At 39.9% G+C, this 12,995-nt stretch carries 7 protein-coding genes; all 7 read left to right on the top strand.

Annotation, left to right across the window (positions count from 1 at the left end; translation table 11 throughout):
• Positions 1-189 precede the first annotated feature (189 nt).
• Positions 190-1,989, top strand: a complete 1,800-nt coding sequence (locus PEDSA_RS07165) for a carbamoyltransferase family protein (RefSeq protein WP_013632495.1) — start codon at positions 190-192, stop codon at positions 1,987-1,989.
• Positions 1,910-2,881 carry a glycosyltransferase family 2 protein gene (locus tag PEDSA_RS07160; protein WP_013632494.1) on the top strand — a complete coding sequence of 324 codons (972 nt, stop codon included), beginning with the start codon at positions 1,910-1,912 and terminating at the stop codon, positions 2,879-2,881. The genes PEDSA_RS07165 and PEDSA_RS07160 overlap by 80 nt, the downstream gene beginning before the upstream one ends.
• A 6-nt stretch (positions 2,882-2,887) precedes the next feature.
• Positions 2,888-3,880 (top strand): glycosyltransferase family 9 protein, encoded by a 993-nt coding sequence (locus PEDSA_RS07155; RefSeq protein ID WP_013632493.1) that lies wholly within the window; start codon positions 2,888-2,890, stop codon positions 3,878-3,880.
• 528 nt (positions 3,881-4,408) lie between these two features.
• Positions 4,409-6,628 (top strand): NADP-dependent isocitrate dehydrogenase, encoded by a 2,220-nt coding sequence (locus PEDSA_RS07145; RefSeq protein ID WP_013632491.1) that lies wholly within the window; start codon positions 4,409-4,411, stop codon positions 6,626-6,628.
• 136 nt (positions 6,629-6,764) lie between these two features.
• Positions 6,765-7,133 carry a hypothetical protein gene (locus PEDSA_RS07140; protein ID WP_013632490.1) on the top strand — a complete coding sequence of 123 codons (369 nt, stop codon included), beginning with the start codon at positions 6,765-6,767 and terminating at the stop codon, positions 7,131-7,133.
• A gap of 137 nt (positions 7,134-7,270) precedes the next feature.
• Positions 7,271-8,413, top strand: coding sequence for an efflux RND transporter periplasmic adaptor subunit (locus tag PEDSA_RS07135; protein WP_013632489.1), 1,143 nt, complete (start codon positions 7,271-7,273; stop codon positions 8,411-8,413).
• A gap of 26 nt (positions 8,414-8,439) precedes the next feature.
• Positions 8,440-12,978 carry an efflux RND transporter permease subunit gene (locus tag PEDSA_RS07130; protein WP_013632488.1) on the top strand — a complete coding sequence of 1,513 codons (4,539 nt, stop codon included), beginning with the start codon at positions 8,440-8,442 and terminating at the stop codon, positions 12,976-12,978.
• Positions 12,979-12,995: the final 17 nt, after the last annotated feature.

Raw genomic sequence — 12,995 nt, 5'->3', positions numbered from 1 at the left:
TAACTTAATATTATTAGACCATATAGAAGTTTTATTAAAATTGTAAAAAAGGGTAGAAATACGTGTAATCTGATTCTCTAGTAGTAAAAGTACTTTGAGTTTATTTTGTTAAATACCTGATTTTAAAAATGCCAAATCTTTTATCCGCTCTTTCAGTTACAATAGGACATTTACTTAATATAAACGCCTATGTACACACTTGGTATTAACACAGTTTTCCACGATTCTTCTGCATGCCTTTTAAAGGATGGAAGACTGATTGCAGCCGTAGAAGATGAAAGATTCACTCATTTTAAGCATGGCAAAAGGCCTATCCCTTTCAGCACCTACGAATTGCCTTTCCATGCCATTGATTTTTGTTTGAAAACGGCCGGGATACATCTTAATGATGTAGACCATATCGCTTATTCCTTTAATCCATATGCTATTCTTCCAATAGAAATGCTGGGAGAATCGTCTTGTCTGGTGCCCTTGTTTTCCAATCAGCGGGATTTTGATGCAGAGATAGGTAATCCGTGGAACAACCTGTTTCTTACCTCTATTATCAATGCCGAAAACCAATTGATGGATGGCTATCCGCACCATCTGCAGAAAAGATTCTATAAAGCAGATAAAAGCAATTGGAGCTGGCATTTTGTAGATCACCATTTGGCACATGCTGCAAGTGCGTTTTTACCTTCCCCTTTTTCAAGGGCCGCTATTCTAACATTAGACGGGCGGGGAGAAAATTGTTCTACTACCTATAGTGTGGGGCAAGACAACAATATACAGAAGATAAACGAAGTACAGTTACCTCATTCTTTGGGTTTACTGTATGAGCGTGTAACAACATACCTGGGCTTTCTGCATTCTTCCGATGAGTATAAGATAATGGCTTTGGCATCGTACGGTAAGCCTGTATTTGTGAATGATTTCAGGGAGATTATTCAATACACCGGTAACGGGCAATACCAGATTGTGGATGAGAGATTAGAAGAGCGATTTGGACCTACAAGATTAAGAGGTGACGAGTTTACGGATCATCATTTCAATATAGCGCGTTCATTACAGTATGTACTGGAAGAAACAGTTTTGGAACTATGCGAATGGCTGTACGATGTGACTAAAGAAGGCAACCTGTGCATTGCCGGTGGTGTAGGGTTAAACTGTGTGCTGAATGCGAGAATACGCGATAAAAGTTCTTTTAAAGAAGTATGGGTACAGCCAGCTGCGGGAGATTCAGGGACGGCATTAGGGGCCGCTCTTTGTGTAGATGCGGAACAGCGCAAAAGCCAAACCCGGGACTTTAAAATGGAACATGTCTATTGGGGGCCGGATTATAGCGATTCTGAAATTGAGGCTTTCTTATTGAAATGTAAGATTCCATTCCAAAGAATGGAAGATATTGCTACCGAGACAGCGGAACTGCTGGCGGATAATAAAATAATAGGTTGGTTTCAAGGAAAAATGGAATATGGTCCGCGTTCGCTGGGAGCCAGATCTATTTTGGCATCGCCTATTGATCCAAAAATGCAGTCTTTGCTGAATATTGTAAAGGACCGCGAGGATTTCCGTCCTGTTGCCCCAGTTGTGTTGGAAGAGGATGCGTCAGAATGGTTTGAAGGTGCAGGAAAATCTCCATTTATGTTGTTTGTTTATGACGTGATTAAGGAACGTGAACAACTTATTCCTGCAGTAAAACATATTGATGGAACAGCCAGGGTGCAAACTATCAATCCCGATCAGAACTCATTGTATTACGGATTGATTAGGGCTTTTAAAGAAAAAACAGGAGTACCGGTGCTGGTAAATACCTCATTTAATACGCTTGGAAAACCTATTGTTTGTAGTCCGCGAGACGCGATAGAATGTTTCTGGACATCTCCGTTTGATGCTTTGGTTATTGGTTCATTTTTAATTGAGAAAGATTATGGAAGTAAAGATTTCGATAGTTATACCTACATACAAGAGACCGAATCTATTGAAGAGATGCCTGATACAGTTAATTAAGCAAAGTGTTGATATCTCCTTTTTTGAGGTTATTGTCGTTAGTGATGGACCGGATAGAGAGACCCAGCTTTTGATAGATGAAACTGTTGCAAAGGGCGTTATAAACCTTAAGTTTATCTCTTCTGACGTTAAAATGGGGCCTGCCCATGCCAGAAATATTGGCTGGCTGGCTGCAAAAGGTGAATTAATAGCTTTTACTGACGATGATTGCATGCCTGATCCAGATTGGCTAAAGGCGATACTGGACAATTATAAGGGCGAAAAGTTTATCGCTTATAGTGGAAAAACCATTGTCCCTATTTCTCGAAGGCCACATGATTTTGAACTGAATACGGGAAGACTTCAGGACGCCGACTTTATTACAGCAAACTGTGCCTGTACCAAGCAGGCGCTTATCCGGATTGGTGGTTTTGATGTGCGTTTTAAATTAGCCTGGAGAGAAGATAGCGATCTGGAGTTTAAGCTGATTGAACAAGGAATTCCGATTGTTACGTTACATGAAGCACGTGTGGTTCATCCGGTAAGGAAATGTCAGTGGGCGGTGAGTGTAAAGGAGCAGAAGAAAGTAATTTACGATGCGTTGCTTTTTAAGAAATATCCTGCATTGTACCGCAGGAAAATTGCCAATGGTACTGCCTGGAATTATTATCTGATTCTGCTGTTTACATTATTATCGGTATATGCGGTTTACAAGGAAATGCCATATGTGGCTTTCGTCTGTTTGCTGCTGGTGGTCGGTTTTATCTTAAGTTTTACCTGGAAGAGATTAAAATATGCCGATAAGTCGCTGAGGCATGTTGCCGAAATGTTTATTACTTCTGTTATTATTCCCTATGTGGCTGTCTACTGGAAGACCTATGGTGCCATTAAATTTCGAGTGATGTTATTATAAGTACCCATGAGAGAGTCAGTTAATCGTATAGCTATTTTCAGAGCTTTACAATTAGGCGATATTTTATGCGCTATGCCGGCTGTCCGAGCTATCCGGGAGTTTTATCCTGACGCGGAGATTCTCTTTATCGGACTTCCGCATACGCAAGGGCTTATTGAAAGATTTGGAGATTATATAGATCGCTTTATTGTTTTTCCAGGTTATCCCGGTCTCCCGGAACAGCCGTTTAATGAGGAGGATTTTAACATTTTTGCAGGGCAAATGCGTGGGTTGGAACTTGATCTGATTTTCCAACTCCAGGGTAATGGTTCTGTTGTTTATGATTTTCTGTATGGCTTAGGAGCTAAAAGAGTTGTGGGGTTCTGCGAACGCGTAAAACAGCAGGATGAGAACTTGATGTTATATCCGAAGGGATTGCATGAAGTAGACAGGCATCTGGCCTTGTTAACTTATTTGGGTATCCCTCACAGTGATGACGATTTGTTTTTTCCTTTATTTTACCATGATGAAATGGCTTTTAAAGCTTTAGGACTTGAGTTAAAGCCGAAGAGATATATTTGCATTCACCCCGGTTCTCGTGGTGCTTGGCGCCAATGGCCTATCGGTTATTTTGCTGCTATTGCTGATTATTGTAAGAAAAAGGGCTTCGAAGTGATAATTACCGGCAGCGGAAGTGAGTTGCCTATTGCCGAGAAGTTGCTGGATGTTATGAAGGAGATGCCAATTGTACTATGTGGTCGTACTTCGCTGGGAGCTGTTGCGTATCTTATTAAAAATGCCGCTCTGCTGGTAGCGAATTGTACTGGGGTATCCCATGTCGCTGCTGCATTAAAGACTCCCAGCGTTATTATCAGTATGGACGGTGAGCCTTGTCGTTGGGGACCTAAAAATACCGAATTGCATACAACAGTAGATTGGACAGTCAACCCTGATCTCGAATTGGTAATGAGGGAAGTGATGCGGAGGATTGATTTTTTAATGTTGAGGTCTAATGTTTGATCTGCTGCTATGCTTGAATCTCCGATTCTTCTAATGGTATTAGGCTGCTTATTATGATTTTTTCTTTGTTTTTGAGAGGGGTATAGCAAAGCAATCTTTACGATGTTAACTTAAATAATAGTTGTTCTCGACATGTGGGATCAAATCAAAAAAAAGATATTACAAATATCCTAGTAAATAGTAAAGAATAATAAAAATAATAATCGTTAACAAACAACCTCCGCCAAGTTTCTTTGCTCCCCAGCCTGCTATCAGAACTCTGAAAAATTTATTCATAACTATTTTTTTGATATGTGACAGTTAGAATAACAAAAGTCAGGTGTAATAAGTTTTTAGAAGAATATTACCTTTTGATGGATAACGAGAAATTGGCGACGTAAAATCTTATTCTTTAAGCTTGTTTTTAACGTAAAAAACTTTAAACACAGAACAATACACGGCTATTTTTACTATATTTATCGCGTTTTTAACGGGTGCCTATATTCCGTTAAAACAGCTTAACTGTAATAAATAATCTATAGAATAATTATGTCAAACAAATCCAAAATTATCTACACCAAAACTGACGAGGCGCCAATGCTGGCAACTTATTCGTTTTTGCCAATCGTTCAGGCTTTTACGGCTTCGGCAGGTGTTGATGTAGAAACAAGAGACATTTCATTAGCAGGTAGAATTTTAGCGAATTTCCCAGAGTTTTTAAAAGAGGAACAAAGGATCGGTGATGCTTTAACAGAATTAGGTGTTTTGGCAACCACGCCTGAGGCGAATATCATCAAATTACCAAATATTTCTGCTTCTATTCCACAATTAAAAGGTGCAATAGCAGAATTACAAGCAGATGGGTATGCTGTTCCAAATTATCCGGATGACCCACAAACGGAAGAAGATAAAGCAATTAAAGCGAAATATGCAAAAGTTTTAGGTTCGGCAGTTAATCCTGTTTTACGTGAGGGTAACTCGGACAGACGAGCACCTAAAGCGGTTAAGAATTATGCAAAGGCTAACCCGCATTCTATGGGAGCATGGTCTGCAGATTCTAAAACTAAAGTGGCTCACATGAACGAAGGCGATTTCTACGGATCCGAAAAATCGGTTACAGTAGAAGAGGCCTCTCAGTTTAAAATTGAATTTGTTGCTGAAAATGGTGCGGTGACTGAATTGAAAAGTCTTGCTCCTTTAAAAGCGGGTGAAGTTATCGATTCGTCGGTAATGAGTCTGTCTGCTTTAAAAGCATTTGTTGCTAAAGCTAAAGAAGAGGCAAAAGCAGTGGGTGTATTATTGTCTGCACACTTAAAAGCAACCATGATGAAGGTTTCTGACCCTATCATTTTTGGTGCGATCGTAGAAGTTTATTTTGCAGATGTATTTGCGAAATACGGATCTTTATTTAAAGATTTAGGTGTTAATATCAATAATGGCTTAGGCGAAGTTTATGCTAAAATAGCAGGACAACCACAGGAAGCAGAGGTAAAAGCTGCAATTGATGCCGCTATTGCTGCCGGTCCGGATTTGGCTATGGTAAACTCTGATAAAGGGATTACTAACTTACACGTTCCGTCTGATGTAATTGTTGACGCTTCTATGCCGGCAATGATCAGAACTTCTGGCCAAATGTGGAATAAAGAAGGTAAGCAACAAGACACCATCGCTATCATCCCGGATCGTTGTTATGCTGGTGTTTATGTAGCTGTAATTGAAGATTGTAAAGCACATGGTGCTTTCGATCCCAAAACTATGGGTTCCGTACCTAATGTGGGTTTAATGGCTCAGAAAGCAGAAGAATACGGTTCTCATGATAAAACTTTCCAGGCAAGTGCCAAAGGAATTATCCGTGTGGTAGATGCTAATGGAAAAGTATTTATGGATCAAGCGGTGGAAGCTGGTGATATTTTCAGAATGTGTCAGACTAAAGATGCACCAATTCAGGATTGGGTTAAACTAGCTGTTAATAGAGCCCGTTTATCCAATACACCAGCAGTTTTCTGGTTAGATGAAAACAGAGCGCATGACAGAGAAATCATTAAAAAAGTAAATAAATACTTACCAAACTTTGATACAGCAGGATTGGATATCCGTATTTTGGCGCCAACCGAAGCTTGTAAATTCTCTTTAGAAAGAATCAGAAAAGGAGAAGATACTATTTCTGTAACAGGTAATGTGTTGCGTGATTACTTAACAGACTTGTTCCCAATTTTAGAACTTGGAACATCTGCAAAAATGTTGTCTATAGTACCTTTGATGAACGGTGGTGGCTTATTTGAAACTGGAGCGGGTGGTTCTGCACCTAAACACGTAGAGCAATTTATTCAGGAAGGATATTTACGTTGGGATTCTTTGGGAGAGTTCCTTGCTTTACAGGCTTCTTTAGAGCATTTGGCACAGACTCAAAATAATCCTAAAGCGCAGGTTTTAGCTGATGCTTTGGACGAGGCAAATGCTAAATTTTTAGCTAATGACAAGTCTCCGGCTCGTAGAGTAGGACAGATCGATAACCGTGGATCTCATTTCTATCTTGCTTTATACTGGGCAGAAGCTATTGCAGCGCAAAAAGTTGATGCTGAGTTGGCAGCAAGATTCGCTCCATTAGCTAAGGCTCTTGCGGAGAATGAAGCAAAAATCAATGAAGAATTAATTGGCGCGCAAGGAAAGCCACAAAACATTGGCGGATATTATTTCCCTAATGATAGTCTTGCAGGTCAGGCTATGAGACCGAGTGCTACTTTAAATGCGGCTTTAGCAGCATTGTAGTAGACAATTATATTAAACATATAAAACGGGAGCTGTTCTTTAAGGATAGCTCTCGTTTTTTTTGTAAAAAATCAAAAAAGTGTCATATATAAATTTTGGAATCTCTTAAAACGGGTAATATGATATCTTTGAAGCGATGTTTGTTAAACTGTTTCATTTTCTGGCACTTTTTGGATACCTCAATATCATAGCTTATGAGGCCAGTTGTAATACTGTACAAAATGAACAGGCTTTATTCGACGGAGATTCTTTAATAGAATTTGTATTGAATGATGTGTTAGACATACCATTGGAAAAACAAAATCCTGATGCAGAAGTCATGTTTGATGACTACAGGATTTTCCACTCTGGAGTTTATGTTATTCCTGTATTGTTTCTGATAGTGGCTTTCTTTTTTGGTTTACTGTCATTTGTAGTTAAAAAAGAAAATCATCCATTTTATCGGAATAAGAGTATTTGTCTGCCCGGATACTATTCTTTTTTATTCAGATATAAACCTTTCTAGGTTACTTTCTACATTAATTCTACGATGCGTTGCGTAAGCTTTCTGTTTACGTAAGCTTTCCTTTTGGATTTTATTGTTCAACAAATTTTAATTCTTTCTGGCCGTATTGACCAGAAACGCAACACTTTTTATATTTAATGAAAGCTAATACTATTTCGCAATTACTTATTGCATCTTTTGGGATTTTTTCAATTTCTTCCTGTACGGTTAACAGCACAGAAAAAAATCCGGAACAAGAGACAAAACTGGTTCCCGTTACCTCTATAATTTCTTTAGACACCATTATTTATAATGACTATATCGCCGATATTCAGGCAGTAAAAAATGTAGAGCTCAGATCGCGTTTGACCGGATTTCTGGAGAAGATTTATGTAGATGAGGGAGCGAGTGTGAGAAAAGGACAGATTTTATTTAAAATAAACGATGCAGAGTACAGTGCAGATTTGGCAAGGGCAGAGGCCGCTTTGAACAATGCTATTGCGGATGCCAAGACAGTAGAGCTGGAAAAGCAGCGGACCGAATTGTTGGTTAATAAGAAAATTGTATCTAAAACAGAGCTTGAACTGGCCAATGCGAGGTTTAAAGCTGCACAATCTAAAATAGAGGAAGCCAAATCATTACAACAGCTGGCTAGAACCCGTTTGTCTCAAACATTAATCAGAGCTCCTTTTGATGGAACTATAGACAGGATTCCGTTGAAAGAAGGTTCTTTACTGGAAGAAGGCGCTTTATTGACCTCTGTTTCTGATTTGTCTCTGGTAAACGTATATTTTGATATCTCTGAAAAAGAATACCTCAATATCGCTACAGATTCGCTATTCGATAAAAATACATTTAAAAAGAAAGTAACACTGACCCTTGCCAATGGTGATGTCTATCCTTTTGAGGGGATGGCTGAATTTGCAGAAAGCGAATTTGCAACCAACACAGGATCAATTTCTTTAAGAGCCCGTTTTAAGAATCCGCAGGGTTTACTGAAGCACGGTTCTTCGGGCAAAATAAATGTTCCGGTAGAAACTGGTGAGACCCTGGCTGTCCACCAAAAATCGGTATTCGAAATACAGGACAGAACTTATGTTTACAAGTTGGACAAACATAATAAAATCAAAATGACGCCTTTTAAAGCGGGACAGCGGATAGGCCATTTCTACCTGATAGACGAAGGACTTAATTCGCAGGATCAAGTGGTTTTTGAAGGAGTGCAAGGACTTAAAGATGGAATGAATATCCAGCCCAATCACTTAAAACCAACAGAAGTTTTGGCTAAATCAAAAATTTAATAGAGGTGCGGGAAATTTAGAAGTTTATGTTTGAGAAATTTATAAAACGACCGGTTTTATCGCTCGTTATATCCCTTTTTATAACCTTATTGGGAGGTTTGGCTCTTTTTACATTGCCAGTAACCCAATTTCCTGATATTGTTCCGCCATCTGTGGTGGTGACAGCGAATTATACTGGAGCGAATGCCGAAGTAAGTACGAATGCCGTAGCTATTCCCTTGGAGCGGGCGATAAATGGTGTGGCAGGAATGACTTATATGGGCTCGGTATCTACCAATAATGGTACAACACTAATTCAGGTTTTCTTTAAAGTCGGAACCGACCCTGATATTGCTGCGGTTAACGTTCAGAATAGGGTGACCACCGTTTTGGATGAATTGCCGGAAGAGGTAATTAAAGCCGGGGTAACTACTGAAAAAGAAGTGAACAGTATGTTGATGTACCTGAACGTTTTTAGTGACGATGAAACCGCCGATGAACGCTTTATTTACAACTTTACAGATATCAATATCCTTAAAGAGCTAAAGCGTATAGAGGGTGTTGGGTTCGCCCAGATTATGGGTTTACGTGACTATGCGATGCGTGTCTGGTTAAAACCTGATCGGTTGGCTGCCTACCAGATTTCGAGCGAAGATGTAATAACCGCATTGAGAAAACAAAACGTGGAGGCTGCGCCCGGGCAAACGGGTATTGGATCTGATAAATCCATTAATATGCAACAGTATGTTTTGCGTTATCCAGGGAAATTTACAAAGGAATCTGAATATGAGAATATCCCAATCAGGGCTAATGCAGATGGTTCCATCATCCGGATAAAAGATATCGCAGATATAGAGTTTGGGTCTTTGGATTATGAAATGGTTTCTAAGACCGATGGAAGGCCTTCGGCTTCTATTATGTTGAAACAGCTGCCCGGGTCTAATGCTCAGGATGTAATTAAGAAGGTAAAGGAAAGGATGGCCGAATTGAAAGAAACTTCTTTTCCACCAGGAATGAAATACACTATGGGTTATGATGTATCGAGATTTTTGGATGCCTCTATTTCCAGCGTAGTGAAAACCCTGATAGAAGCATTTCTTCTGGTATTTATAGTGGTATTTATTTTCTTGCAGGATTTTAGGTCGACATTAATTCCGGCACTGGCAGTACCCGTGTGTTTGATCGGGGCCTTGTTCTTTATGCAGATGCTGGGATTCTCTATCAATCTATTGACATTATTTGCGCTGGTGCTGGCTATAGGTATTGTGGTGGATAATGCCATTGTTGTTGTCGAGGCGGTTTATGCCAAAATGGAAGAGGAGCACTTATCACCAATGCAAGCTACAATAGCAGCAATGAATGAAGTTGGTGGAGCGGTGGTAGCGATTACTTTGGTAATGTCTGCTGTATTTGTTCCTGTAGCTTTCCTGTCTGGTCCCGTGGGGATTTTTTACAGGCAGTTTTCGTTAACGCTGGCCTCGGCAATTGTAATCTCTGGTATTAATGCGCTTACTTTAACACCTGCCTTGTGTGCTATTATTTTACGTTCGCCCCATGATAAACCGGCAGCCAAAGGTTGGCTGGCCAGGTTCTTTGGGCAGTTTAATAAAGCATATGATAAGACAGCGAAGGGTTATGAAGGGATTTTGACCCGGACAGCCGGTCGCCGAACGTTAACTTTCGGACTGTTGATTGGCTTTTTTGCAGCAACCTGGGGAATGAGCGCTTTGCTTCCTTCCGGATTTATACCTACCGAAGATCAGGGGATGATTTATGTTAATGTCACTACTCCGCCGGGAGCAACCGTAGACAGGACAGAAGCAGTTTTAACGGAGATTGATAAGATCAGCAGAGAAATGAAGGCAGTAGAAACAGTTTCTACTTTGGGAGGCTATAGTTTGGTGAACGAGGTTTCCGGTGCTTCTTATGGGATGGGAATGATTAATCTGGTGGCTTGGGAAGATAGGAAAGAGTCTGTAGATGATATTATCGCTGAGTTGAAAAAGAAAACTGCGCATATTATGGATGCGGAGATTGAGTTTTTTCCTCCGCCAACTGTTCCTGGTTTTGGTAATTCTTCGGGCTTCGAGTTAAGAGTATTGGATAAAACGGGCAACGATGATTTAAATGCCACATCGAATGTTTTGAAGAAGTTTATTGAAGATCTGAAAGCTACTCCGGAGGTAGGAAATGTTTTTACGTCTTTTGACGTCAATTTTCCGCAGTACGAATTGCATGTGGATTATGATATGGCGGCAAAACAAGGCGTGTCTGTAGAGAATGCTATGGCAACATTACAAACACTAATGGGGAGTTACTATGCTACCAATTTTATTCGTTACGGGCAAATGTATAAGGTTATGGTACAGGCAGGGCCAGGATATCGTGAAAAGCCCGAGGATGTTCTGAAACTATACATCAAAAATGAACAAGGGAAAATGTTACCATTTTCGTCTTTCATTACCATGAAAAGAGTTTATGGTCCTGAACAGATTACGCGTTATAATATGTTTTCTTCTGCCATGCTGAACGGAGATGCTGCTGACGGTTACAGTAGTGGTGAGGTGATAGCGGCTGTGGAAAAGGTGGCGCAAAATCTTCCGCAAGGTTATGATATAGAATGGACGGGAATGACCAGGGAACAGATTATTTCCGGAAATCAGGCACTTTACATATTTGCACTATGTCTGCTATTCGTCTATCTGATTTTAGCAGCGCAATATGAGAGCTTTCTGTTACCATTACCAGTATTGCTCTCGCTTCCGGCAGGAGTTTTTGGTGCGTTTTTCTTTCTTAAAGTATTTGGATTGGAAAATAACATCTATGCGCAGGTTGCTTTGGTGATGCTCATTGGACTGTTGGGTAAGAACGCTATCCTTATTGTTGAATACGCCATATTGAAACAAAAGCAGGGGATGAGTTATTTGCAGGCAGCTATAGAAGGTGCGGTTGCCCGTTTAAGGCCAATCCTGATGACTTCTTTTGCTTTTGTGGCAGGCTTAATCCCGCTCATGTTTGCCAGTGGCGCAGGTGCTTTAGGTAATCGCTCTATTGGTGTGGCGTCCGTAGGAGGTATGTTGATCGGAACAATTATCGGTGTATTGGTTATTCCTGGTTTATATGTTTTATTTTCTAAGAACACGAAAAAGAAAAAAATTAAGGTTGCCATTGCAGCTCCTTTGGTTCTATTGTTACTTGGAGCATGTTCTGTTAAAAATGATGTTAAGGAATATAGGCACCAGGTTATTCCTCAGAATTTCGAGAAAGAACTGACAGATACTGCTAGTGTCGCTGCAATTTCCTGGAAAGACCTGTTTAGGGACAAAAATCTGATTGCTTTAATTGATACCACTTTAGCAAATAACAAAGACCTTAAGCAAGCATTGTATCGTATAGAACAGGCAAAAGCCAAGCTAAGGTTGAAGAAAAATGCTACGCTTCCCAATTTGAATATAGTTGCAGATGCCGGATTGAGCAAATATGGTTTTTATACCATGGATGGAATAGGTAATTACGATACCAATTTTTCTGATAATCTAAAAGCCGATGAGAAGCTACCAGACCCGCTTCCGAATTATTTTTTGGGTTTACAGACGTCATGGGAAATCGATATCTGGGGAAAATTGAAGAACCAGAAAGCGGCGGCTTTAAATGAATTCTTAGCCAGCAATGAAGGACAGAAACTCATACAAACAGAATTGGTAAGTCAGGTTGCTTCCGCCTATCTGGAACTACAAAGCCTCGACGATGAACTGAAGGTTTATAACCGAAATATCGATTTACAACAAAAATCATTGGAGGTGATAGAAGTAAAAAAGGAGGCAGGAAGGGCAGATGAGTTGGGGGTGCAGCAGTTTAGAGCTATACTTTTCAACTCGAAAGCGAAGAAAGAAGAAGTTTTGCAGCAGATGCAATTTTTGCAAAACCATATTAGTCTTTTGGCGGGTAAATTTGATAATGGGGTTAAAAGAACCGAAGCTATCTTACAGGAAGAACTGTTTGAAAAGATAAAGGTAGGACTACCTACTCAGCTTGTTGCTAACCGACCAGACGTCAGACAGGCTTTGTTAAACTTGAAAGCTTCAGTACACGATGTTAAAGCGGCTAAGCTGGCTTTCTTACCTACTATAGCTTTATCTCCTTATATTGGGTTGCAAGCTTTTGATGCAGAAAAATTCTTTAACAGCAAATCGCTAACCTGGGGATTGTTAGGCGGGATAACAGCTCCGGTTTTTAATCAACGTGTAATCCGGTCTGATTACGAATACTTTAAGGCATCCTACGGCTTAGCTTTTGAAGAATATGAAAAGACGGTTTTACAGGCATTTACGGAAGTGAAAAATGGTATTTCCGCTGATGAATATATCCGAAAGCGTAAAGATTATATTCTGGAGGAAGCTAAAGCTTTAAGAGCATCTGTTTCTGCCGCTCAAGATTTATTTATTGCGGGTAGAATAACCTATCTGGATGTGCTGAATGCACAAAAAAGTGTGATAGATGCTGAAATTAATCGGATTAGCATACGTAAAGAACTGTTGCTTAATCAAATTATATTATATAAGGCATTGGGCGGTGGCTGGAGATAATTTATTTATCTCTTTAA

It is taken from the genome of Pseudopedobacter saltans DSM 12145 (assembly GCF_000190735.1).
In the GTDB taxonomy this organism is placed as follows: domain Bacteria; phylum Bacteroidota; class Bacteroidia; order Sphingobacteriales; family Sphingobacteriaceae; genus Pseudopedobacter; species Pseudopedobacter saltans.
The sequence above is the reverse complement of the archived record's forward strand: the minus strand, read 5'-3'. Positions and strand labels throughout refer to the sequence as shown.

What these genes read in the sequence shown, in the direction of transcription:
- PEDSA_RS07135 (WP_013632489.1), top strand. Translation starts at nt 7,271, where the DNA reads ATGAAAGCTAATACTATTTCGCAATTACTTATTGCATCTTTTGGGATT.
- PEDSA_RS07165 (WP_013632495.1), top strand. Translation starts at nt 190, where the DNA reads ATGTACACACTTGGTATTAACACAGTTTTCCACGATTCTTCTGCATGC.
- PEDSA_RS07155 (WP_013632493.1), top strand. Translation starts at nt 2,888, where the DNA reads ATGAGAGAGTCAGTTAATCGTATAGCTATTTTCAGAGCTTTACAATTA.
- PEDSA_RS07130 (WP_013632488.1), top strand. Translation starts at nt 8,440, where the DNA reads ATGTTTGAGAAATTTATAAAACGACCGGTTTTATCGCTCGTTATATCC.
- PEDSA_RS07140 (WP_013632490.1), top strand. Translation starts at nt 6,765, where the DNA reads ATGTTTGTTAAACTGTTTCATTTTCTGGCACTTTTTGGATACCTCAAT.
- PEDSA_RS07160 (WP_013632494.1), top strand. Translation starts at nt 1,910, where the DNA reads ATGGAAGTAAAGATTTCGATAGTTATACCTACATACAAGAGACCGAAT.
- PEDSA_RS07145 (WP_013632491.1), top strand. Translation starts at nt 4,409, where the DNA reads ATGTCAAACAAATCCAAAATTATCTACACCAAAACTGACGAGGCGCCA.